Source organism: Micromonospora sonchi (assembly GCF_014646235.1).
In the GTDB taxonomy this organism is placed as follows: domain Bacteria; phylum Actinomycetota; class Actinomycetes; order Mycobacteriales; family Micromonosporaceae; genus Micromonospora; species Micromonospora sonchi.
Window position 1 is genome coordinate 174,764 of sequence record NZ_BMNB01000003.1, and the last position, 19,642, is coordinate 194,405.

The 19,642-nt window shown below is 69.2% G+C and carries 39 protein-coding genes; 38 read left to right on the forward strand and 1 reads right to left on the reverse strand.

All coding sequences use genetic code 11. The annotated features are described in order from the left end of the window. Positions 1–9 precede the first annotated feature (9 nt). The 22 genes from IEY61_RS04665 to IEY61_RS04770 all read left to right on the forward strand — a co-directional run bounded on the left by IEY61_RS04665 (position 10) and on the right by IEY61_RS04770 (position 11,553). On the forward strand, positions 10–1,233 hold the full coding sequence (locus IEY61_RS04665) for a recombination directionality factor (RefSeq protein ID WP_189040979.1): 1,224 nt from the start codon (positions 10–12) through the stop codon (positions 1,231–1,233). After that, entirely contained in the window at positions 1,230–1,628 is a 399-nt protein-coding gene (locus IEY61_RS04670) for a hypothetical protein (protein ID WP_189040980.1), read from the forward strand. The genes IEY61_RS04665 and IEY61_RS04670 overlap by 4 nt, the downstream gene beginning before the upstream one ends. Then, positions 1,628–2,155 carry a hypothetical protein gene (locus tag IEY61_RS04675; protein WP_189040981.1) on the forward strand — a complete coding sequence of 176 codons (528 nt, stop codon included), beginning with the start codon at positions 1,628–1,630 and terminating at the stop codon, positions 2,153–2,155. The genes IEY61_RS04670 and IEY61_RS04675 overlap by 1 nt, the downstream gene beginning before the upstream one ends. An 11-nt stretch (positions 2,156–2,166) precedes the next feature. After that, entirely contained in the window at positions 2,167–2,499 is a 333-nt protein-coding gene (locus tag IEY61_RS04680) for a hypothetical protein (protein ID WP_189040982.1), read from the forward strand. After that, entirely contained in the window at positions 2,496–3,137 is a 642-nt protein-coding gene (locus IEY61_RS04685; RefSeq protein ID WP_189040983.1) for a hypothetical protein, read from the forward strand. The genes IEY61_RS04680 and IEY61_RS04685 overlap by 4 nt, the downstream gene beginning before the upstream one ends. After that, positions 3,134–3,346: a hypothetical protein gene (locus IEY61_RS04690; RefSeq protein ID WP_189040984.1), complete on the forward strand. Its 213-nt coding sequence runs from the start codon at positions 3,134–3,136 to the stop codon at positions 3,344–3,346. The genes IEY61_RS04685 and IEY61_RS04690 overlap by 4 nt, the downstream gene beginning before the upstream one ends. Beyond that, a complete protein-coding gene (locus tag IEY61_RS04695; RefSeq protein WP_189040985.1) occupies positions 3,343–3,807 on the forward strand; it encodes an ASCH domain-containing protein in 465 nt (154 codons plus the stop codon). The genes IEY61_RS04690 and IEY61_RS04695 overlap by 4 nt, the downstream gene beginning before the upstream one ends. Next, a complete protein-coding gene (locus IEY61_RS04700) occupies positions 3,804–4,118 on the forward strand; it encodes a DUF4031 domain-containing protein (protein ID WP_189040986.1) in 315 nt (104 codons plus the stop codon). Before IEY61_RS04695 ends, IEY61_RS04700 begins: the two co-directional genes overlap by 4 nt. Further along, the gene (locus IEY61_RS04705; protein WP_189040987.1) at positions 4,115–4,555 is read left to right on the forward strand and encodes a RusA family crossover junction endodeoxyribonuclease; all 441 of its coding nucleotides are present in this window, start codon (positions 4,115–4,117) and stop codon (positions 4,553–4,555) included. The genes IEY61_RS04700 and IEY61_RS04705 overlap by 4 nt, the downstream gene beginning before the upstream one ends. A gap of 7 nt (positions 4,556–4,562) precedes the next feature. Then, entirely contained in the window at positions 4,563–4,880 is a 318-nt protein-coding gene (locus tag IEY61_RS04710; protein ID WP_189040988.1) for a hypothetical protein, read from the forward strand. Then, entirely contained in the window at positions 4,877–5,095 is a 219-nt protein-coding gene (locus IEY61_RS04715) for a hypothetical protein (protein WP_189040989.1), read from the forward strand. The genes IEY61_RS04710 and IEY61_RS04715 overlap by 4 nt, the downstream gene beginning before the upstream one ends. Continuing rightward, a complete protein-coding gene (locus IEY61_RS04720; protein WP_189040990.1) occupies positions 5,088–6,014 on the forward strand; it encodes a DUF5131 family protein in 927 nt (308 codons plus the stop codon). Before IEY61_RS04715 ends, IEY61_RS04720 begins: the two co-directional genes overlap by 8 nt. Then, complete coding sequence (locus IEY61_RS04725; protein ID WP_189040991.1) at positions 6,011–6,367, forward strand: DUF4326 domain-containing protein; 357 nt, start codon at positions 6,011–6,013, stop codon at positions 6,365–6,367. Before IEY61_RS04720 ends, IEY61_RS04725 begins: the two co-directional genes overlap by 4 nt. Then, on the forward strand, positions 6,364–6,660 hold the full coding sequence (locus tag IEY61_RS04730) for a WhiB family transcriptional regulator (protein WP_189040992.1): 297 nt from the start codon (positions 6,364–6,366) through the stop codon (positions 6,658–6,660). Before IEY61_RS04725 ends, IEY61_RS04730 begins: the two co-directional genes overlap by 4 nt. A gap of 59 nt (positions 6,661–6,719) precedes the next feature. Further along, positions 6,720–6,974, forward strand: a complete 255-nt coding sequence (locus IEY61_RS04735) for a hypothetical protein (RefSeq protein ID WP_189040993.1) — start codon at positions 6,720–6,722, stop codon at positions 6,972–6,974. Next, entirely contained in the window at positions 6,974–7,735 is a 762-nt protein-coding gene (gene thyX, locus IEY61_RS04740; protein ID WP_189040994.1) for an FAD-dependent thymidylate synthase, read from the forward strand. The genes IEY61_RS04735 and thyX overlap by 1 nt, the downstream gene beginning before the upstream one ends. Beyond that, the gene (dcd, locus tag IEY61_RS04745; RefSeq protein WP_189040995.1) at positions 7,735–8,331 is read left to right on the forward strand and encodes a dCTP deaminase; all 597 of its coding nucleotides are present in this window, start codon (positions 7,735–7,737) and stop codon (positions 8,329–8,331) included. The genes thyX and dcd overlap by 1 nt, the downstream gene beginning before the upstream one ends. Beyond that, complete coding sequence (gene dnaN, locus IEY61_RS04750; protein WP_189040996.1) at positions 8,328–9,503, forward strand: DNA polymerase III subunit beta; 1,176 nt, start codon at positions 8,328–8,330, stop codon at positions 9,501–9,503. Before dcd ends, dnaN begins: the two co-directional genes overlap by 4 nt. Continuing rightward, positions 9,500–10,264, forward strand: coding sequence for a hypothetical protein (locus IEY61_RS04755; RefSeq protein WP_189040997.1), 765 nt, complete (start codon positions 9,500–9,502; stop codon positions 10,262–10,264). The genes dnaN and IEY61_RS04755 overlap by 4 nt, the downstream gene beginning before the upstream one ends. Next, a complete protein-coding gene (gene ssb / locus IEY61_RS04760; RefSeq protein WP_189040998.1) occupies positions 10,261–10,737 on the forward strand; it encodes a single-stranded DNA-binding protein in 477 nt (158 codons plus the stop codon). Before IEY61_RS04755 ends, ssb begins: the two co-directional genes overlap by 4 nt. A gap of 82 nt (positions 10,738–10,819) precedes the next feature. Further along, positions 10,820–11,341, forward strand: a complete 522-nt coding sequence (locus tag IEY61_RS04765) for a hypothetical protein (protein WP_189040999.1) — start codon at positions 10,820–10,822, stop codon at positions 11,339–11,341. After that, complete coding sequence (locus tag IEY61_RS04770) at positions 11,341–11,553, forward strand: hypothetical protein (protein ID WP_189041000.1); 213 nt, start codon at positions 11,341–11,343, stop codon at positions 11,551–11,553. Before IEY61_RS04765 ends, IEY61_RS04770 begins: the two co-directional genes overlap by 1 nt. A 41-nt stretch (positions 11,554–11,594) precedes the next feature. On the opposite strand, the gene IEY61_RS04775 is transcribed toward IEY61_RS04770, so the two are convergent. Then, entirely contained in the window at positions 11,595–11,804 is a 210-nt protein-coding gene (locus tag IEY61_RS04775) for a hypothetical protein (RefSeq protein WP_189041001.1), read from the reverse strand. A 120-nt stretch (positions 11,805–11,924) separates the two neighbouring features. Here IEY61_RS04775 and IEY61_RS04780 point away from each other — a divergent pair, with 120 nt between their 5' ends. The 16 genes from IEY61_RS04780 (at position 11,925) to IEY61_RS04855 (ending at position 19,483) form a co-directional block, all read left to right on the forward strand. Beyond that, complete coding sequence (locus IEY61_RS04780) at positions 11,925–12,122, forward strand: hypothetical protein (RefSeq protein ID WP_189041002.1); 198 nt, start codon at positions 11,925–11,927, stop codon at positions 12,120–12,122. 77 nt (positions 12,123–12,199) lie between these two features. Then, entirely contained in the window at positions 12,200–13,177 is a 978-nt protein-coding gene (locus IEY61_RS04785; RefSeq protein WP_189041003.1) for a hypothetical protein, read from the forward strand. An 11-nt stretch (positions 13,178–13,188) separates the two neighbouring features. Continuing rightward, complete coding sequence (locus tag IEY61_RS04790; RefSeq protein ID WP_189041004.1) at positions 13,189–13,857, forward strand: ATP-binding protein; 669 nt, start codon at positions 13,189–13,191, stop codon at positions 13,855–13,857. Next, positions 13,854–15,230 carry a replicative DNA helicase gene (locus IEY61_RS04795; protein ID WP_189041005.1) on the forward strand — a complete coding sequence of 459 codons (1,377 nt, stop codon included), beginning with the start codon at positions 13,854–13,856 and terminating at the stop codon, positions 15,228–15,230. The genes IEY61_RS04790 and IEY61_RS04795 overlap by 4 nt, the downstream gene beginning before the upstream one ends. Further along, positions 15,227–15,523 carry a hypothetical protein gene (locus IEY61_RS04800; protein ID WP_189041006.1) on the forward strand — a complete coding sequence of 99 codons (297 nt, stop codon included), beginning with the start codon at positions 15,227–15,229 and terminating at the stop codon, positions 15,521–15,523. The genes IEY61_RS04795 and IEY61_RS04800 overlap by 4 nt, the downstream gene beginning before the upstream one ends. After that, on the forward strand, positions 15,520–15,702 hold the full coding sequence (locus IEY61_RS04805) for a hypothetical protein (RefSeq protein WP_189041007.1): 183 nt from the start codon (positions 15,520–15,522) through the stop codon (positions 15,700–15,702). Before IEY61_RS04800 ends, IEY61_RS04805 begins: the two co-directional genes overlap by 4 nt. After that, the gene (locus IEY61_RS04810; RefSeq protein WP_189041008.1) at positions 15,699–16,130 is read left to right on the forward strand and encodes a hypothetical protein; all 432 of its coding nucleotides are present in this window, start codon (positions 15,699–15,701) and stop codon (positions 16,128–16,130) included. The genes IEY61_RS04805 and IEY61_RS04810 overlap by 4 nt, the downstream gene beginning before the upstream one ends. Before the next feature lie 67 nt (positions 16,131–16,197). Continuing rightward, positions 16,198–16,359, forward strand: a complete 162-nt coding sequence (locus IEY61_RS04815; RefSeq protein WP_189041009.1) for a hypothetical protein — start codon at positions 16,198–16,200, stop codon at positions 16,357–16,359. Beyond that, positions 16,356–16,700, forward strand: coding sequence for a helix-turn-helix domain-containing protein (locus IEY61_RS04820; RefSeq protein ID WP_189041010.1), 345 nt, complete (start codon positions 16,356–16,358; stop codon positions 16,698–16,700). Before IEY61_RS04815 ends, IEY61_RS04820 begins: the two co-directional genes overlap by 4 nt. Then, positions 16,697–17,689, forward strand: a complete 993-nt coding sequence (locus tag IEY61_RS04825; RefSeq protein WP_189041011.1) for a hypothetical protein — start codon at positions 16,697–16,699, stop codon at positions 17,687–17,689. The genes IEY61_RS04820 and IEY61_RS04825 overlap by 4 nt, the downstream gene beginning before the upstream one ends. 14 nt (positions 17,690–17,703) lie before the next feature. Next, positions 17,704–18,024, forward strand: coding sequence for a hypothetical protein (locus IEY61_RS04830; RefSeq protein ID WP_189041239.1), 321 nt, complete (start codon positions 17,704–17,706; stop codon positions 18,022–18,024). Next, a complete protein-coding gene (locus IEY61_RS04835) occupies positions 18,021–18,431 on the forward strand; it encodes a hypothetical protein (protein ID WP_189041012.1) in 411 nt (136 codons plus the stop codon). The genes IEY61_RS04830 and IEY61_RS04835 overlap by 4 nt, the downstream gene beginning before the upstream one ends. Continuing rightward, a complete protein-coding gene (locus tag IEY61_RS04840; RefSeq protein ID WP_189041013.1) occupies positions 18,428–18,763 on the forward strand; it encodes a hypothetical protein in 336 nt (111 codons plus the stop codon). The genes IEY61_RS04835 and IEY61_RS04840 overlap by 4 nt, the downstream gene beginning before the upstream one ends. Next, positions 18,760–19,011 (forward strand): hypothetical protein, encoded by a 252-nt coding sequence (locus IEY61_RS04845; protein ID WP_189041014.1) that lies wholly within the window; start codon positions 18,760–18,762, stop codon positions 19,009–19,011. The genes IEY61_RS04840 and IEY61_RS04845 overlap by 4 nt, the downstream gene beginning before the upstream one ends. Further along, positions 19,008–19,178: a hypothetical protein gene (locus tag IEY61_RS04850; protein ID WP_189041015.1), complete on the forward strand. Its 171-nt coding sequence runs from the start codon at positions 19,008–19,010 to the stop codon at positions 19,176–19,178. The genes IEY61_RS04845 and IEY61_RS04850 overlap by 4 nt, the downstream gene beginning before the upstream one ends. Further along, positions 19,175–19,483, forward strand: coding sequence for a hypothetical protein (locus IEY61_RS04855; protein WP_189041016.1), 309 nt, complete (start codon positions 19,175–19,177; stop codon positions 19,481–19,483). The genes IEY61_RS04850 and IEY61_RS04855 overlap by 4 nt, the downstream gene beginning before the upstream one ends. The last annotated feature ends 159 nt before the right edge of the window (positions 19,484–19,642 follow it).

Here is a 19,642-nt window from a genome sequence, read left to right on the forward strand (position 1 = left end):
GAGACACCCATGCCTCTGAACGATTTGAAGGAACGCCAGAAGCAGCTTGCCGAGGTTGGGCGCATCCGCCTCGGACAGCGCGTGCCCGGCAACAACGGCCGGATGCGCCCGGAGAAGTTGCAGACGCTGCGGTTCACGTCCGCCGCCCGGCACCTCATCGAGGAGGTTGCCCGCCAGTACGGCGGCGAGGTCCGCAACTGGCAGGGATCGTCCGGCCCGGAGTTCGAGGTCATCACCAACGTCTCCCAGGTGCCCGTCTACGTAGCACGCCAGAAGATCGACCCCTGGTATGAGATGTGGGGCGGCGGGGTGATGCAGCGCCGCTGCGACGGCATCACCGAGGCCAAGCGGAACACCCCGTGCATGTGTGCGCCCGTCAAAGAGTCCGCGTACGCCGCTGGCCGTGACCTCAAGCCGGGCGAGGTGTGCAAGCCGACCGTGCGCGCGTCGGTGATGCTCGCCGACGTTCCCGGCTTCGGGGTGTGGCGGGTCGACAGCCACGGCATCAACGCCGCCACCAAGGGGTTGGGCGGGCACGTCGCGGATTGGATTGCCGCGCTGCCTGACAACGCCCGTGTTCCGGCTCAACTGATGATGGTGCCCCACAAGGAGAAGCACCTGATCATCAAGAACGGTCAGGAGAAGGTCGAAACCTACGAGTTCATGGTGCCGATGCTGTTCATCGACAGCGTCACCACCCGTCAGATTCAGGGCGGCACCGAGGCGATGTTGGAGGCGTTCCGCGCCGCCGACCGCCGCCAGGTTGCGGCCCGTCAGCTTGCCGCCATCGAGGCCACCGCCGCCGAGCATGATGGGGAGAAGCTGACCGAAGCGGACGTGATCCGGCTTGCCGACAAGGTGGAGTCGATCCCCCAGTTGCAGACCCTCTGGAATGAGGCCCGCGACGACGGGGTGTTGACGGAGGCGGCGAAGCGAAAGCTGCAAGACCGGGCCGCCGCCTTGGGTGCCACCCCGAAGCAGCCCGCGCAGGAGCGGGCCGCCGCCGACACGCCTGCCGCGCCTGCCGCCGAACCGGCGGTGGAGGCCGACGTTGACGAGCCGAACGCCGACGCGCTGTGGGTGCAGATCCAGGCCGCCGCCGGCAAGCGGAAGTGGAATTCGGCGGCACTTGAGGAGCGGATCTGCGCCCGGTTCAACAAGCCGTCGGACGAGATCAACGGCTGGCAGATGGCGACGTTCCTCGCCGAGGTCGAGAAGGGCCAGATCCAGTGAGCTACGCGTGGGAAGAAGCGGAATACGACTCCCTGTCGCTGCTGGAAGCCCAGACCTACATGCGCTGGGTGCTGCGCGCCATGCACGACACCGCCCGAAGCCTCGCCACCCTCCGCGACGCCGAGGTGGACGCCAAGAAGGAGTACGAGGCTGCCCGCCGCCGGCTGATGTTGTCGCCGGAGTGCCCCCGTGTCGAGCGGGGCGGCTACACGGTCGCTGACCGGGATGCGTGGGTGGACGAGCGGTGCGCCGATCAGCGCACCGCGTACGAGGTGGCTACGGCGGCGAGGGAGACGGCTAGCGACCAGTTGCGGACGTTGAACTCGCAGTCTGTGGTGATCACGGCCCTGTCGAAGAATGTGGCGCAGGTTCACGGCGTGCTGGGTGAGCGGTGATGGAGCGCCGTACCGGGTTGCGTCCGTTCTCGGCGAAGCGTCTTGCCGCGCTGGCCGAGCAGGGTGTGTCGCGCCCGTGGTCCACGCTGGTCAACAGCGGCGCCGGACTGTCCCGCACCGTCGCCAAGGATGTGAAGCCGAAGCCGCGCCGAGACACCGGCCCCACCCGCGCCGTCAAAAACCTCGTGGATGCCCGCTCCGGCGGCATGTGCGAGTGGCCTGCCTGCCCCCGCCCTCAGCAGGAACGCCACCACCGCCTGAACCGGAAGCAGGGCGGCCGGCATGGTGCCGCCCACGACCGGATCAACGGTGCCGCCTGGCTGTTAGGCGCCTGCCAGTTGCATCACCGTCGGGTGACAAACCCGGTCGGCGAGGCGCGCGCCGAAGCCGAGCGGATGGGCTGGATTCTCCGCGAGCACCAGGACGCCGAGACGGCGCCGGTGCTGATTCGCCGGGGTTGGGTGCTGCTGTGCCCGGACGGCGGCATGACTTCCCTCTCCCCCAACCACGACCACACCCCAGCCTGAGGAGGCAAACCATGACCAACCAGCAGACCAGCAACGACAGCCCGTGGGTCGCCTACCTGGCGTCCGTTGACGGCTGGGTGTACCAGAGCGCCGAGGACGCCGCCGATGACCTGGGCGGCGACGGTGAGGTCCGTATCGGTGTCGCCCGTGGCACCTGCGCCCCGATCGAGGACGACGGCGGACTGCGGCTGCCGGACGGCGTCCACATGGCCGGCGATCAGGTGTTCGAGTTGGAGTTATACATCGACGGCGAGGGGAACGAGGCCGAGTCGGCTGCGGTGCGGTTCGCGCAGGCGAAGGCGATGGCGGCCGGGCTGAATGCGGCGGCGGGGGTGGCGGCGTGACCGCCAACCTCGTGCACGGCGATGACTTCACCGCCCTCACCATCCACGACACCGCCGGAGCCAGCCTCAACATCGAGCGCACCGACGACGGCCACGTCAGCGCGTGGATTGCCCCGCCCGGCGGCAACGACGGCCCCTCGGTGCAGCTCGATGAGGCGGACGTGGCCGCGCTGGTGGCGTACCTGTCGGCCGGTACGCCCGGTGCGCTGGTTCCGGCCGCCGAACTGGCGGAGGTACGCGCCCAGAACGAGAAGCTGACCGCGCTCGCCGACGCCGCCAGCCGGTGGCGGGCACAGTTCAGCAAGCCCGCCAACACCAAGTTCCCGCGCATGGCCGCGCTGATCGCCGCTGTGGACGCCCTGCCGAACATGCAGGAGCCGTGCGACATCTGCTCCGGCTACGGCTGCCCTGACTGCCGGGAGCAGGAGCCGTGCTCATGGTCGGCGGTCCCGGAGCCGGACATCGACCGGGTGGTTGGCGGCACCACCGGCACCGTGTACGTCCGCACCACCTTTCCGCAGGCTCCGCCGTGCTGGTGGGCGGGTGAGCCGGGTGCGGGTGTGCCGTTGGGGTGGGCTGCGCTGCTGGCGGGCGAGGGAACCCTGACCGAGGTCGCGGACGAGCAGGTGACCGCATGAAGCATCGACTGTTCCTCTTCATCTCCGGGTTCCGCTCCCGCGTCATGTGCAAGCACTGCGGATGGAGCACGTCGGGTCGCGGTGACGCGCAGAAGGTGTTCGACCGCAGCATCGGTCACGAATGCGCGGGGGTGGAGAGCTACGCCGACATGCTGGCCCGTCACGCCGCCGAGCGTCGCCTGGCAGACGCCGAGGCGGTGAAGCCGTGAAGGCCATCACTGTCCGCGAGCCCTGGGCCTCGTGCATCGCCTCCGGCGCGAAGACGATCGAGAACCGCGCATCCGGCACCAACTACCGGGGTCCGCTGCTCGTCCACACCAGCCAGCAGATCGACACCCCCGCCATCTTCGACCCGCGCGTTCAGAAGGCCCTCAACCTTCGGCAAGGCAGCGTCTCCCACTTCGACCACGGCATGGTCATCGCCGTCGCCGACCTGGTTGACGTGCACGACGCCGACACGATCCCCACCCTCACCGGCGAGCCGGGCACCTGCTGCGAGCCGTGGGGCCAGCGGATGCACGGGGTCAGGGTCGCCAAGCATCTGGTGTTGGCGAACGTGCGCAGGCTGGCGAAGCCGGTTTCGGCGCGGGGCGCTCTCGGGTTGTGGACGCCGGACGAGCACGTTGTGGGTCAGGTGCGGCACGAACTGTCTGAGGCGGTGGCGTGGTGACCGTCTACGTCGACAACTTCCGCCGTCCCGCCCGCGTCGGACGTATCTCCGGCCGCTGGTCACACCTAACCGCCGACACCGAGCAGGAACTACACGACTTCGCCGCCAAGCTGGGTCTGCGCCGCGACTGGTTCCAGACGTGCAAGCGGCCCTGCCACTCGTTCCTGCCGTGCGTGCACTGGCACTACGACGTGGTTGACGCGAAGCGCGAAGAAGCCATCCGGCTCGGCGCGAAGGGCATCGACATTCGGGAGTTCGGGGCCATCACCTCGGGTCGCCGTCAGGCGCTGCTGGCAGGTGAGGGCCAGTGACCACCACCCGTATCGAGGTCGTCGGCATGCCCAAACCGAAAGGCAGCCTCAAACACATCGGGCGGGGCCGGCTGGTTGAGCAGGTCGCCGGCTCCGGCACGTGGCGGCAGCAGATGGCGTGGGCGGCCCGTCAGCAGCACCACGGCAACCCGCTCAACGAGCCGGCCACGGTGGCATTCGAGATCCGGGTTCCGGTGCCAGCCTCCGCACCGAAGCGGCGCATCACCTGGCCTGCCACCCGCTCGTCCGGGGACATCGACAAGCACGCCCGCAACGTGCTCGACGCGCTCGTTGACGGCGGGGTGCTCGCCGACGACTCGCGGGTGGTCGAGATCCAGGGACGTAAGCGGCACTGCCGCCCCGGTGAGCAGCCGGGCGCGACGATCGCCGTTCGGGCTGCGGGTGCTGCGGATCTGCTGGCGGCAACCCATGCCTAGCCTCGCCGTGCTGGACGTCGCCCGTGTGGCGCTGCCGTACGCCAGCCCCGTCTTCACGGTGGCGGTGGTCGACGGCGCCATCCGCCTGGACGGCATCGCGTTGCCCGCCACGGATGCCCTGGACCTGTCGATCGCGCTGCTGGCTGCTACCGATCTGTGCCGCTGGCATCGCTTGCCGTATACCAGCCGCGCCGGCCACACCGTGTCCATTTTCGCCGGCCGGATCTACCTGAACGCCCGTCCGCTCGACCGCACCGACGCGCTCGACCTTGCGTGCGCGCTCGCCCACGCCCTCAACACCACCACCGTAAGGAGCCCCCGATGAACGCCGCCACCGTCCTCAACCTCACCGACGCGCAGATCCTCACCCTCGCCGCAGCCCAGCGCGAAGCCAGCGAGAAGGCGTACCGGCGGAACACCGGCTGGATTGTGCCGCCGCTCGCCGCCGCGCACGTGTCCGCCGCCAAGCTGCGCGCCTGGCAGCTCGCCATGAACCCCAACCCGACCCCCATGCCCGTCAAGGAGTACGCCAATGGCTGACACCAGCATCGAATGGACCCAGCGGCCCGGCACCATCGGCGCCGTCTGGAACCCCACCACCGGCTGCGACAAGATCAGCGCCGGCTGCGACAACTGCTACGCCCTCGGCATGGCCCGACGCCTCAAGGCCATGGGGCAGGCCAAGTACCAGAACGACGGCCACCCCGTCACCTCCGGCCCCGGCTTCGCGCTCACCGTCCACCCCGACGAGCTGGGTACGCCGCTGTCGTGGCGCAAGCCGCGCACCGTGTTCGTCAACAGCATGTCCGATCTGTTCCACGCCCGCGTGCCGCGTGACTTCCTGGCGCAGGTGTTCGCGGTCATGGCCGCCACCCCGCAGCACGTTTTCCAGATTCTCACCAAGCGGCCCGAGCGGATGGCGCGGATCCTCACCGACCTGTGCGGCTGCGGTGCCGGGCATCGCCCCGGTGTGCACTTCAAGTCGGCGATGGAGTGGGCGACCACCCCGTATGCCCCCGCCTACGTGCCGGGTCTGAGTCGGGACATGGGCCGCCTGCCGCAGTTGTGCACCGACGAGATGCTGCCCCTTCCGAACGCGTGGTTGGGCACGAGTGTCGAGTCCGACGAGCACGTCCGCCGGGCCGACGCCCTGCGTGACACCCCGGCCGCCGTCCGGTTCATCTCCGCCGAGCCGCTGCTGGGACCGCTGCCGTCGCTCGACCTGGCCGGCATCGACTGGCTGATCATCGGTGGCGAGTCCGGTCCGGGTTCCCGCCCGATGGAGATCGGTTGGGTTGAGGATCTGATCGGCAAGGCCCGTGCCGCCGACACGGCGGTGTTCGTCAAGCAGTTGGGGAAGGTGTGGGCCGGCTCCGGTAAGGGCGGTGACTGGCTGGACTGGCCGGAGCACCTGCGGATCCGGGAGTACCCGGCCGAGCGTGTGGCGGTGGCCGCGTGAGCCCGCAGCGGATCCAACGCAAGCGTGTCGCCGGCTGGCGCAGGCCCGACAACGCCGTCATCGTGGACCGCACCAGCCGGTGGGGCAACCCGTTCACCCTCGCCGACTGCCTCGACGCCGAGGTCGCCGACAACGAAGCCGACGCCCGCAAGGTGTGCGTGACCGCCTACGACGCGTGGCTCGACGGCGACTACGCGCACGTTGAGCCGGCCCGCCGCCTGCGGATCCTCGCCGAACTGCACACGCTCGCTGGAAAGGATCTCGCCTGCCCGTGCGAGCCGGGGCTGCTCTGCCACGGCGACGTCTTAATCCGCCGGGCAGCCCGTCACAACGTTGGGGCGGTGGCGTCGTGAGCCGCTTCAACTTCACCACCGACCGCCGCAGCAGCATCCGGCCCCGCGACTGGCGGGACGACGCCGTCTGCCGTGACGAAGATCCGGGGTTGTTCTGGCCGATCGGCAGCAGCGGCCCCGCCCTCGCCCAAGCCGAGCAGGCCAAGGACGTCTGCCGCCGCTGCCCCGCCTTCTCCAAGAACGGCTGCCTCAACTACGCGATCGAGGCCGGCATCGATGACGGGATTTTCGGCGGCATGGACGCCGACGAACGCCGCGCCCACAAGGCCAGCCCCACCGAGGTTGCCGCGTGACCACCACCAGTCTGGCCCGCCCCACCATCGGGGCGGGCCCCACCCCCCAGGAACAGCCCATGGACGACATCGACCTGCACCACCTGCTCGACCTGATCCGCGACGACCGAATCCGCTTCACCAACTGGCGGCACACCGACATTGCAGGCAACGACATCGATGACCTCGTGTACGCGGCAGAAGACGGCGGCCACATCACCGTCTACCCCGGCGGCGTCCTCAAACCCACGCGCAAAGGGCAGGAGTGGCGGGCCAGCAACCACCGCCCCGGACCGGCCGTCAACATCGTGTTCCAGGATTCGGCGGTGTCCTGATGCCCGAGTTCGTTCAGCCGGCCGTCCACCTGCTCGCGTGGACCCACTTCGACGCCGACCTTGCCCGCGACCTCACCGGCTGGGAAACCGACGCCGACGGCGGACAGGCGCTATGCGAATTCGGCGGTCGCGCCTGCTACGAGGCGTGGAAGAAAGGCCGACCCGCCACCGCCACCAACGCCGGCTACCTCGCCCACATCATCGAAGTCGGCCACCTCAGCGTGCTCGAACACGGGTCGGTCAGCTTCTACTTCACCGGCGTGTCCCGGTCGTTCACTCACGAACTGATCCGCTCACGCCACCTTTCTTACTCACAGTTGTCGCAGCGGTATGTGCCGGAGCGGGACGCGGCGATGGTCGAACCCGACGTGATCGCTGCTAACCCGGAGCTACACAAGCGGTTCGCTCAGGCCGCAGCCGACGCGCAGGCCGCCTACAACGACCTGCTGGCGGGGCTGGAAGTCCACTTCACCGAGGTGGCAGACCCGACCCTGCGGCGCAAGCAGGCCCGGCAAGCCGCGCGGGCGGTGCTGCCCAACGCCACCGAGACACGGATTTTGGTGACCGGCAACTACCGGGCGGTCCGCCACTTCATCGACATCCGCGCCACCGAGCACGCCGACGTGGAGATCCGCCAGTTGGCGGTGGAGATGCTGCGGCAGGTTCGCCGGGTCGCGCCGAACGTGTTCGCCGACTACGTGATCACGCTGCTGCCGGACGGCACCGAGGTTGCGGCCAGCCGGCACGCGGAGGTGTCGTGATGCTGCTCTGCGACGAAGACTTGGCCCGCGCCATCGGCGCCCGCCGGCTCATCATCGAGCCCCACGAGCCGCAGCTACTCCAACCATCCAGCATCGACGTCCGGTTGGATCGGCATCTGCTGGCGTGGCCGCACGGCGGTGTCATCGACCCGGCCGCCGACAACCCGATGATCCCCATCGACATGGCCGACAACAACGGCACGTATCCGCTCGGTTCGGGTCAGATGGTGCTCGCTTCCACGGTCGAGCGGGTCACCCTGGACGCCACGTTGGCGGCCCGCGTGGAAGGCAAATCGAGCGTCGGGCGTCTCGGCCTCGCCACCCACGTGACCGCCGGCTTCATCGACCCCGGCTTCTCCGGACACATCACGTTGGAGCTGGTCAATCTGGCGCCGCGTCCGCTGCTGCTGCACGCCGGCATGCGCATCGGCCAGTTGTGCGTGTTCCAACTGTCCGGCCCGTCCCGCTGGCCGTACGGATCAGCCGGCCTGTCGTCGCACTACCAGGGGCAGCGCGGCCCGACCGCGTCCCGCTCCCACATCAACTGGCGCACATGGCCCACCACGACCGCTCCCACGGAAGGAGCCGCCTCATGAAGCTCACCATCGGCCGGGACGAGTTCGCAGACATCGTCGCCTGGATCGCCCGCAGCCTCCCCCAGAAAGCATCCGTGCCTGTCCTCGCCGGCATCAAACTCACGTTCGACGGCGACACGTTGACCGCAGAAGGCTTCGACTACGAGGTGTCCACCCAAGTCGCCGTTGCCATCGGCGGCGGCGGTGACCCCGGTTCGGTGCTGGCTTCCGGCAGGCTGCTAGCCGAGATCGCCAAGGCGCTGCCGGCCAAGCCCGTCGAGTTGACCACTGTCGGCGCCCTTCTGGAACTCGTGTGCGGGTCCGCCCGGTTCACGCTGCCGACGATGCCGGTGGAGGACTACCCCACCCTGCCCGACATGCCGGAGGGCGTCGGCACCATCGACGCGGCTGTGTTCGCCCAGGCCGTCGCGCAGACCGCCATCGCCGCCAGCCGGGACGACACGCTGCCGCTCATGACCGGCGTCCGCATCGAGATCGACGGCACCAAGCTGTCCATGCTCGCCACCGACCGGTACCGGCTGGCCGTCCGTGAGATCGAGTGGCAGCCCGCCGACCCGGACATCTCGACGCAGATCCTCGTGCCAGCGAAGACGCTGACCGAGGTGGCGAAAACGCTAGCCGTCGGCTCCGACCCGATCACCCTGGCCCTGTCCGCTGCCAGCGCCGGTGAGGGCATGGTCGGGTTCGAGGCGGCCGGGCGGCGCATGACCTCCCGGCTGCTCGACGGCGCCAACTATCCGCCCGTCCGCAGCCTGTTTCCCAAGGAGGTCGCCGCGTCAGCGGTCGTTCCGGCAGACGAACTGGTGCAGGTCGTCAAGCGGGTCGCGTTGGTGGCCGAGCGCACCACGCCCGTGCTGCTCACCTTCACCCCCGGCTCCGACACGCTCTTGGTGGAAGCGGGCGGCACGGAGGAGGCGCGGGCGTCCGAGTCGATGCAGATCAGCCACTACAAGGCCGGCGACCAGATCACCATCGGCTTCAACCCCGACTACCTGGTTGGCGGCCTGTCCAGCATGGGTGGCGGTCACGCCCTCATCGAAATGTTGGACGCGTTCAAGCCCGCTGTCATCTCCCCCGCCGTGACCAGCGGGCAGGCGGACGACGGAGAGCGGGACGAGCAGGACACCTACCCCCACCGGTATCTGATCATGCCCATCAGGGTGTCCCGATGACCACCCTCACCATCGTGCGGGGCGGCGCCATCCGCCGCCCCGCACGCCCCCACACCAGCAAATGCGACCAGCACCCCCGCTACACCGCAGGATGCCCCGCCTGCCAGCAACGCGGACGCATCCGCCAAGCCGCACGAGAGAAAGCCGCCATCCTCGGCGCCCTCACCGACTACTACGTGCCCGCCATCGGCACCGCACGCCGGCTCCAAGGACTCACCTACGCCGGACACAGCGCCCCCACACTCGCCCGGCACCTCGGCATCAGCATCAACCCGGTCAAAGAATGGCGAGCCCACTGCACCCAGCTGATCACCCGCCGAACCCACCACACCATCGCCCGGCTCGCCGCCCAGCTTGAGGCGACGCCCGGCACCTGCCGCAAAGCCCGCACCTACGCCATCCAGCAGGGGTGGGTGCCGCTCGCCGCGTGGGACGACATTGATGACCCGGACGGGTGGCCGGTGGAAGGCAGCCTGACCGGGCCGATACCGGAGCGGCCTGTGTCGCTGCGGTATGTGGGCTGGGCGTTGGACGGCGACATGCCGGTCGGTCGGCTCACTGCCGCCGAGCAGGCGCACCTGTACCGGGTGTGGTGTGACCGGGAGCAGGCGGCCGGGCGGGTCGCCGGTCGGAAGCCGTTCGCCCGAGAGTTCGGCATCACGGAGTGGCAGGCCCGGCAGATCGCCGCGCAGGCCGCCCAACTCGACATCAACCCCAACCACGCGGCCACCGGCCGCACCAACGAGAGGACAGCAGCATGAGCCTTCCCCCGATCTTCGGCACCGCCCGGCTCTTGGATGATCCGGAACTCAGATTCGCCCCCTCCGGTGTTGCCGTGTGCCGGGTACGTCTCGCCTTCAACAGCCGCCGCAAGAATCCCGAAACGCAGCAGTGGGAAGACGCGGACACCCTGTTCGTTGACGGCACCGTCTTCAAGCAGGAAGCGGAGAACGTCGCCGAGTCCCTGATGCGGGGCGCGGAGGTCGTCGTGTACGGCCGGCTCAAGACGGAACGCTACGAGACCCGCGAGGGTGAGAAGCGGTCCGCGATGAAGCTGATGATCGACGGCATTGGCCCTTCGCTCAAGTTCGCCACGGCGAGGCCGCAGAAGCTCGCGCGGTCGAGCAACGGCCAGGGCAACGGCGGCGGCGATGACCCGTGGTCGACGGGCGCGCCGGCTGCGAGCGGCGCCCGGTCGGGTGGCGGCAACTTCGATGAGGAACCTCCTTTCTGATCCCTGACCTGCGGAAACGGGGCGCGGACCTGCCTGCCGGTGGGCCGCGCCCCAACCCGTTCCCCGCCGTCCATCGATCGGAATGAACGTGACACGTCTCGCCGACGACACCACCCTCGTAGAGTCGCTGCGCCTCGCCGTCCCCCTGCACCTGGCCGACCTGCTGGCCCGGCCCGCCGCCGACCGGGATGTCACCGCCCGCTGGTGGGCTGCCGACGCGGCACGCGCTGTCGGTGAGCGGGGTGACCTGTTGCAGTTCGTTGACGCCAACCGCAACGGCGCCAAGCGCACGCGGGTCGCCAACACGTTCGACCAGATGGCCCGAGGATTAGCCGCGCTGGTGGTGATGCACGAGCCGGGTGTTGACGTCGCCGGCCTCCACTGGTGCCTGCGCGACAAATGCGACCGCTGCCGGCCCGCCCGCCCTCAACCGGCCGTCACGCTGGCAGACATCAACGCCCAGTTGGAGGCGTTGGACGACGACTATCGGCGTCTCGCCGGCCTGCCCCCGTACACGCCGCCGCCGGTCGAGCCGTCGCCACCCACGCCGCTGCCGGCGCCGCGCCGCCCCGTGACCGTCGTCAACCTGCCGGAGGTGGCGTGATGGGCGGGCGGCACATGCTCATGCACGTCATCCAACACCCCGACGGGTCGGTCACCACCCGCCAATGGACCCCGCTCGCCGCCGCGCATGTCGATGTGGTGGTGGGCGTGCTGGGTGAGCCGTCTCGTGTGACGTATCTGCCTGCTGAGGCGCGGGAGCGGTTGGGGCCGGTGGTGGATGCGGCGACGGTTGTGGTGGACGGTGCGCCGTGAGTGGGGGTAGCGCGAAAGCCCGACGCTGCGGGGGCGCCGGGCTAGTCGACTGTCTCTGGCTTGTCCGGGCGTCGCGCGGGGGGACGTTCGGGGAGGCGTGCGCCGGGCTGCCGCAGGTACCAGGCGATGAACTGGCGGATGATCCCGGACCGGTTGCGTTCGCCCGCGACCTTGCCGAACGGCTTCCACAGCTCGTCCTCGACCCGTATGGGTCGGTGCGGCGTGTGGGTCGGCCGGTTGGCGGGCGTCATGTGCAGAGGGTAGCGGCTGGATATCCAGCGGATCAAACGCTGGCTTGCGTGGATATCCACGGTCAACTAGTCTTTGGATATCCACGTGTACATCCACGCAATCGACCACGGGAGATCAGTGTGCCCAACAAGACCCTCTACATCCCCGACCGCGACGTGCCCCTCTGGGAAGCCGCGCAACGCGTCGCCGACCGGCAGAAAGTCAGCCTCTACCGCGTCGTCAGCGACGCCTTGGAGAACCACCTGCCGACCGCCGTCAGCGAGCCCGGCCCCCGCGACCGGTGGCGCCACATCGCCGCCGACCAGAACGCCGCCTAGCCACCCCTCAACCCCTGGAGCCAGCACGCATGGTCGCTCGCAGCGAGGCACCCGCCGATCCACGGCCCTACGTCCGCGTGTCCGTGGACCTGCCGACCAACCCCAAGCTCTACTCCATTGACGACCCGGCCGCCGGCTGGGCGTACGTGGTGGCGCTCTGCTACAGCGCCCAGTCGCTCACCGACGGGCATTTCCCGCTGCGTGGCGTGATGCGGATGGCGAACGTCGGAGAGTCGGTCGCCGAAGCGCTCATTGAACAGGGGCTGTGGCACGTCGCCGGGCACGACTGTGAACGCTGCGAGCAGCCCAAGGCGGGGCACGGTGTCGTCCACGACTACCTCCAGCACCAGCGGTCGGCGGGTGAGGTTCGCGACCTGACTGACAAGCGTCGGGCCGCAGGCAGGCGCGGCGCGCAGACCCGGTGGAGCAAGCCGGGCGGCAAGTCGAAGGGCGGGGAGCCGAAAGGGGAGGCGGAGCCCGAACCGGACCGAGAGATGGCAAGTGCCATAGCAAGTGCCATGCCAAATGCTATGGCAAGTGCCATAGCAAACGCTGAGCAAGTGCCATGGCAAAACGATGGCAAACCGATAGCAGATGAGATGAGAGGAGAGGAGATAACCCTTCCTACGGAAGGGGTCGCCCCCGGCGTAGCCGACGACGACGGACTCTTCCCCGAGCAGCCCTCCGAACGCACCCCGACGCCTCCCCGTCCTCGAAAGCCATCAAGCAGCAGCGGCGTAACCGCCAGCGACGTGATCAAGGCGTTCATCGACGCATCCCGCGAAGCCGGCCTGGACGATCCCACCTCGGGGATCCGCAACAGGGTCGGCCGAGACGCGAAACGTCTCCTCGTCGAAGACAAGGTCGATCCCGCGAAGGTGCTTCGCGCTGCCGACATCATCGGCCGCAACGGCTGGACAAGCCTCGATAACCAGATCCGCCGCTTCGACGCCGAGCGCGTGCAGCAGGGACGCATGAATGGCGGCATGAGCCCCAACCCGCGCATCTTGCGCAATAGCCACGAAAACCAAGACCGCTACGACATCAAACTCTGAGAGGAGGGCCAGTGGACATCCGCAACAACGACCTCGGCGACCTCGCCCGCGAAGTCATGGCACGACACGGCATCGACCCGACCACCGTGCCCCCACGGCCCGCGTTCAACCTCGCCGACCACCTCACCGAGCAGGCCGAAGCAACGTTGGCGATGCTGCTGCCGCCCCGCTTCCGCAAGGCGGACGCCGACCTGCCGCAGGTACGCGAATGGGTGCGCAGGTATCTCGCCAACCCGGCCGACTGTCCCGGGCTGCTGCTGCTCGGCCCCGTCGGCACCGGCAAGTCCCACGCCGCGTTCGGTGCCCTGCGGCGGGTGGTGTTGGAGTCGGCCCGCCGCTGCCGCCGCATGACCTACACGGTGACCAGCCACCCCGACTTCAACGCCGCCATGCGACCGCAGCCCGACGACCAGCACCTGCGCGCGTTGGCCGACTTTCAGACCGTGGATCTGCTCGTCTTCGATGACCTGGGGGCCGGCAAATCATCCGACTGGACCGAGGACACCCTGTACCGGCTGATCGACACCCGGTGGGCCAACCAGCTACCCACCATCGCCACCACCAACCTGGACGCCCAAACGCTTCGTGACGTGGTGGATGAGCGGGTGGTGTCTCGCCTGTCAACCAGCATGCAGATCGGGTTGAAGGGCACCGACCGCAGGCGTGGGGTCGACCAGTGACCGACGTGGAGGAGCGGCCCGCGCCGCCGGTGACCGTGTTCTACGACCACGGCGCCGAGCAGGTGGTGTTGGGGTCGATGCTGCACGACCCGCTGCTTGTCGCCGAAGTTGAGGCGATCGTGTCGGCGCGGTCGTTCCACAAGCCGTGCCACCCGATCCTGTTCGAGACGATCACCGAACTGCGGGAGAAGGGCCGCAAAACCGACCCGGTTAGTGTCGCCGGGCATCTGGCTGACAAGGAACTGTTGGGCCGGCTGCCGGGCGGTGTCGACTACCTGCGGGAGTTGCTGGCGGCGGTGCCGTTGACCGCCACCGTCGGTGAGGCCACCCACTTTGCGCGGACGGTCGCCGACAAGGCGGTGCTGCGTGACCTGGATGCGGGGTTGGCGCAGATCCGCACGGCGATCCGGTCCGGCGAGGCCACCAGCCCCGCCGAACTGCTGGAACGCACCCGCGTCATGGTCACCGATCTGGCGCAGCGGGCGGCCGGTGAGGGTGGGCCGAAGCGGTGGCGGGACATCATCCGCCCTGCCCTGGACGAGATCGAACGCATCTCGGAGGAGGGTGCGGGTCCGCCCGGTATCCCGACAGGCATCTCCGACTTGGATCGGCTGATCCACGGCCTGCAACGACAAAAGCTGATCATCATTGCGGGTATCCCCGGCGGCGGTAAAACCACCCTGGGTGCGGGTGACTTCGTCCGCTCGGCGGCGTTCAAGCACCGTCGGGCTACCGGCGTGTTCTCGCTGGAAATGACCGAGCAGGAGTTGTTCAACCGGCTGATCTGCGCTGCCGCGCAGGTGCCGTCGGACAAGGTCACCGAAGGCACCCTCGACTTGGACGACTGGACGGCGATTGCCCGCATGTGCGGCGACACCGAAGACGCGCCGCTGTGGATCGATGACAGCAAGGGTTTGACGATGGCCGACATCAGGGTCCGCGCCCGCCGGTTGAAGCAGCAGCATGACCTTGAGTTGGTGGTCATCGACTACCTGGGGTTGATCGAGTCGACGTCGTCGGCGCCCCGCAACCAGCAGATCGATGAGATTGCCCGGTCGGCGAAGAACCTGGCCGGTGAACTGGATTTGCCGGTGGTGCTGTTGGCGCAGATGAACCGCAACTACGCGCAGCGCGCCGACAAGCGGCCGATCCTGACGGACTTGAAGGAGTCGGGCGGTATCGAGGCGCACGCCGACGTGGTGATTTTCGTGCACCGCGAGGAGCAGTTCGACAAGACGAAGCGTGTCGGCGAAGCCGATCTGATCGTGGAAAAGAACCGTGGTGGGGCTCGCGGGACGGTGGAGGTGGCGGCGCAGCTGCACTTGAACCGGTTCATGTCGATGGCCCTGCCGGAGGAGGTGGGGTCAAGGTGACTGTGTCGTTTGAGATCGCCCGCGAGCACATGGACAAGTGGCCACCGTTCAGTGACGGCTGCGAAACCTGCCTGATGTCGGGGTTCACCGGCACTGTGGTGCCACACGCGACGATGACGCAGGGGGACACCCTGGTGGCGTTCTACCACCACGCCCGATGCGGCCGGCATTGGTTTACGTCGTGGAGCGCGTCGTGGGACTGGACGTGGCAGCGGATCGGCCCCGCCGGCACCCCGATGGTTGCCGGCCGCCGCGAGCTTCGCGCTCTGCCCGCCCCGGAGCGGTCGGCGTGACGGGGATGGACGAGTCGCCGACCGGCGCCGCGACGGACGCCGGAGCGCCGGAGCCGCGTCGGCTCGAACCGGACGAGCTGCACCGCTGCCGCCGCTGCCGGCGTGAGGCGTGCCGCTGCCCATCGCTGGAAGACGCACCGTACGGCAGCCTGCCCGGTGAGCCGGGGTACGTGCCGTGACCTACGACGACGCCGAGCGGTACGGGCGGGCCGGCGATCAGCCGCCGCCGCAGATGACCCGCGAAGAGTGGCGCGACTACTGGCAGCGGGCGCTAGCGGATCCGGATCGGATCTGGCCGGAGGATGTTCTCACCGAGGACGAGTGGAATCGGGGCTGGTTCGACCGGCAGGTGATCCTGGGCCGGATGCGGCCGGAGGACCTGGCCAACGTTGAGCGAGAATTCGGCGGCGACCTGGACGGGGCGACGCTCACCGATGAGCAGGTGCGTGAGCAGAATCGGCGGGCCGCGCGAGAGTCGGCCGACGCGCACCGGCGTGCTATTGCGGCTCGGGTCGCTGAGGAAGGGCCGGTCGGGCGCTGCTTCTGCCGCCCTATCTGCGGTGAGCGCGGCGGCGACATGCGCGAGGGGCTGCCCGGTGGAGTGTGACTACTGCGGCCTGGCGACGGGTGCTGTCGCCCGCTGGGAAGTGTCGGCGGGGCATCCCGGTGACGGCATGACCCGGTATGTGTGCGCCCGGCACGAGAACGCGGCCCGCGCCCAGGTGGGGATGGTCGGTGAGGTGCAGGTGATTGAGACGAATGTCGAGTATTGGCGGCGGCTCGCGCAGGTTGTGGTGTTGCCGTTGCGGCCCGAGCCGGTCGGGGAGGCGGCGTGACCGCGCCTGCGAGCAGTGGCCTGCGTGCCCCGTGGTGGGCGGACCCCGATCTGGGGTGCCGCGTGTACCGGCATCCGCGTCGCCTCGCGGTCGTGCACGACGGACCGCCGCCGGCCCGGCCCAAAACCGAACGGCATCTGTCGCTGCTGCCGCCCGGCGCGCGTCCGGCGCTGCTGCGCGAGTGGCGGATCGGGCAGCGGCTGTCGCAGGCGCAGGTGGCCGGTCTGTTGCAGGTGCCACCCGGGCGGGTGGCGTTGTGGGAGCGGGGGGATGTGGTGCCGCCGGTGGAGGTGCTGGCGGCGCTGGGGGTGGACACGGACTGGATGGAGGCAAGCAGATGAGCGACAAGTTGTACACCGACGCCGACGTGGCGATCGCCGTCGCCGCGATCGCCCGATCCTGGGGCTACGACAGCGTGGCCGCGATGGATGCCGTCCCCGACCAGGACGCGCCGATGGCCCGCGCCGAGGCCCGTGCCGTGCTGGACGCGCTAGTTGCCGACGGGTGGCGGCGGGCCGGAGCCGCCCCTGACACTGCGGCAGCCGGCACCACCGGCCCCAACTGGTCCCACGAGATCGCGTTCGACGACACCGGCGACTGGTCCATCGGACACCCCGACGGATGCCCCGGCCAAGCTGGCGGAGACTGCGACGTGCAGCGGCTCGCGTTCGGCCAGGTCGATGCGGGTTTCTTCAACCGTTACGCCGGCCACCGCTACCGCTGCGACGTCAACGACTTGCGCGACCGGTTCCTGTTTGGTGCCCGCATCGAAAACGAGCCTGCCGGGCTGGCCCCGTGGGACCGGTACGACGACTGCGGGCGGTGTGTGCTTGTGGCCGCGCTCGGCGGCCCGGTGCGCGTCACCCAAGCCGACTGCCCGACACACGGAATCAACCCGACCACCCAGCCTGAGGAGACGACCATGACCCCCATCGACCTGATCAACCAGGCCAACAAGATCGCCCCCATTCCTGCCGTCGAAAACGACGCCACCCGCACCGCATGGATCCGCCACTACGCGGCCCTCGCCCTGGCCGCGTACGCCGCACTGCGGGCCGAAACCAGCGACCTGCCCCGCAACCCGCAGCCCGGCTCGCGGCCCGACATCGGCTACCTGGCGGTGCTCGCCAACTCGGCCACCGCCGCCACTGCCGCCCTGGACGACAGTGGCGACGCACCCAACCTCATCTGGGATCTCACCCCAGAGGCCGGCGCCCTGAACGGGGAGTGGGAGGAGTGGCTTGCTGAGGTGCTGGTGAAGCGGGGCATCAACCCGGGCCACATCGACCCCGACCTGGACCCGGCCGACTTCACCCCCGCCACCGTCTGACCTGAGGAGACGCCATGCCCGACACGACCAACTGCCCGTCCCGCTACGCATCCACCGAAGGCACCACAGCGGGGGCCGTAGTCGAATGCCGCCAGACCGGACGGCACATCATCCACAGCAACCTCGCCGACCTCACACCCGACCGGGTCGTGTGGATCACCGGCGACGACGGCGAGCTGATCCGCCTCGGCTGCGACTGGTGCCGCATGCCCGGCGCGACCCACACCGCCGACGAGCATCCGTTGCCGAAGGGTCATCCCGACTACGACGCCACCGACACCGACCTCGCTGGCATGACCTCTGCCGCGCTCAACGACTTTTGGGGGAACCGATGACCGACACGACCATGCCCGCCCGGCAGCTCGCCGACCTGGTCGGCGACGACAACGCCCGCAGCGCCATCCAAGCCGGATGGGACGCCATCCGGCACCCCGAAACCGGGCGCCTCATCCCGCTGGGGTTCGAGCAGGACTACATCGCCATGATTCTCCTGGCTGCCATCCCCGGGCTGGCAGCCACCACCGGCGAGAACGCCCACACTGAGTGGGCGGTGCAGGTCACCACCCGCGACGGCCGGACCAGCCTGCGGCACGCCGACGACCCGTACACCGACCGGCAGTCCGCCGAACACTATGCGACCCACGCCCGTCTGGCGCCGCAGGTGCAGTCGGCGACGGTGGTGTCCCGGCAGGTGTGGCGCGGATCCTGGATTGGCGCCGACGGCCGGGAGGTGACCGAGTGACCGCCACAACCATGCCGCCGGTGGAGCGTTTCCGCCGCCGCCCGACCACCGTCGACACGATGTTGTGGGACGGCACCCCCGCCCGCGCCCAGCAGATCCGGGCGTGGGTTGGTGACCACCGCTTCTGGCTAGACGACGCCACCCCGACCGCAAGCGTGTGGAACGACCAAGAGCACGAGTGGTTCCCGGTGCCGGTCGGGCATCGGGTGGTGCGTGGTGTGCTGGGCGAGTTCTACGCGGTGTCCCCGGACGCCATCCAGGCCACCTACCGGCGGACGCTGGTGGGGGCTTTGGTGGCGCTGCTGCGGCGGATCTTTGGAGGCAAGCCGTGACCGACACTACGTTGCGCCGCTGGCAGGACATCGCACCCGCCGACGCCACAAAACTGGACTTGTCCAAGGATCTGACCATCACCGCACCGCTCAACGAGGAAGGCGAGAGGTGCCCGTGGCCTTGGGAGCCGCAGCTACGCGCCAGTGAGCCGATCGGGCAGTTTCACTGCGGCTACTGCGGGGCGATGGTGCTCGCCGGCATGCCGCACATCGACTACGGGGACGAGCCCGCCGAGGTGAAGCCGTGACCGGCGGCCCGTCTCTGGCTGAGGTTGTGTCGGCGGCTCGTGTGCTGCTCAACGCGCTCCTGTACCAGCCCGGCCAGACCAGCGACGTGGTGGAAGCCAGCGAGGTGTTGGGGAAGGTCGTCGACCGTCACGACCGCAGCCAACCGCCCGTCAAGGATCGCCCGTGACTGTGACCCGCCAAGGCAAGACCGGCAGCGGCGGCGGCCCGTGGGTAGAACTCGAAACGCCGAAACCACCACGCGTCCCCGACCACTACACGTACTGGGCTGAACCGCCACCCGAGTTGTCGGCCCGCTGCGTCTACTGGCTGCGGCAGATCGAACGCGGCTGGCTGCCCAACAAGTCGATCGGCGGCAAGGGGTACGACTGCACGGCGCAGTGGTTCGGCGTGTACCTGTGGGAGTACCTGAACGTCCTGTACCCGCGCATCAGCGAGGCGGAGCAGGCGCCTAGGAGGCGGGAAGTCGGATGACGTTGCCGCTGCTGCCGAGTCCTGGCCTGCCGCCCCGCTGGTGTCGGGCATGCCACCGGCCGGTGCCGAAAGGGCCGCTGGTTGGTGGGCTCGGCAGCAGTTGCGCACGTGACCACGGCCTCACCCCACCACCGCAGCCGCGCATGCCGAAGGCCGCGC

Coding starts and splice junctions, on each gene's coding strand:
- IEY61_RS04665 (WP_189040979.1), top strand. CDS start 10: ATGCCTCTGAACGATTTGAAGGAACGCCAGAAGCAGCTTGCCGAGGTT.
- IEY61_RS04675 (WP_189040981.1), top strand. CDS start 1,628: ATGGAGCGCCGTACCGGGTTGCGTCCGTTCTCGGCGAAGCGTCTTGCC.
- IEY61_RS04680 (WP_189040982.1), top strand. CDS start 2,167: ATGACCAACCAGCAGACCAGCAACGACAGCCCGTGGGTCGCCTACCTG.
- IEY61_RS04690 (WP_189040984.1), top strand. CDS start 3,134: ATGAAGCATCGACTGTTCCTCTTCATCTCCGGGTTCCGCTCCCGCGTC.
- IEY61_RS04715 (WP_189040989.1), top strand. CDS start 4,877: ATGAACGCCGCCACCGTCCTCAACCTCACCGACGCGCAGATCCTCACC.
- IEY61_RS04720 (WP_189040990.1), top strand. CDS start 5,088: ATGGCTGACACCAGCATCGAATGGACCCAGCGGCCCGGCACCATCGGC.
- IEY61_RS04735 (WP_189040993.1), top strand. CDS start 6,720: ATGGACGACATCGACCTGCACCACCTGCTCGACCTGATCCGCGACGAC.
- thyX (WP_189040994.1), top strand. CDS start 6,974: ATGCCCGAGTTCGTTCAGCCGGCCGTCCACCTGCTCGCGTGGACCCAC.
- dcd (WP_189040995.1), top strand. CDS start 7,735: ATGCTGCTCTGCGACGAAGACTTGGCCCGCGCCATCGGCGCCCGCCGG.
- dnaN (WP_189040996.1), top strand. CDS start 8,328: ATGAAGCTCACCATCGGCCGGGACGAGTTCGCAGACATCGTCGCCTGG.
- IEY61_RS04755 (WP_189040997.1), top strand. CDS start 9,500: ATGACCACCCTCACCATCGTGCGGGGCGGCGCCATCCGCCGCCCCGCA.
- ssb (WP_189040998.1), top strand. CDS start 10,261: ATGAGCCTTCCCCCGATCTTCGGCACCGCCCGGCTCTTGGATGATCCG.
- IEY61_RS04765 (WP_189040999.1), top strand. CDS start 10,820: ATGAACGTGACACGTCTCGCCGACGACACCACCCTCGTAGAGTCGCTG.
- IEY61_RS04770 (WP_189041000.1), top strand. CDS start 11,341: ATGGGCGGGCGGCACATGCTCATGCACGTCATCCAACACCCCGACGGG.
- IEY61_RS04775 (WP_189041001.1), bottom strand. CDS start 11,804: ATGACGCCCGCCAACCGGCCGACCCACACGCCGCACCGACCCATACGG.
- IEY61_RS04815 (WP_189041009.1), top strand. CDS start 16,198: ATGACCCGGTATGTGTGCGCCCGGCACGAGAACGCGGCCCGCGCCCAG.
- IEY61_RS04825 (WP_189041011.1), top strand. CDS start 16,697: ATGAGCGACAAGTTGTACACCGACGCCGACGTGGCGATCGCCGTCGCC.
- IEY61_RS04830 (WP_189041239.1), top strand. CDS start 17,704: ATGCCCGACACGACCAACTGCCCGTCCCGCTACGCATCCACCGAAGGC.
- IEY61_RS04835 (WP_189041012.1), top strand. CDS start 18,021: ATGACCGACACGACCATGCCCGCCCGGCAGCTCGCCGACCTGGTCGGC.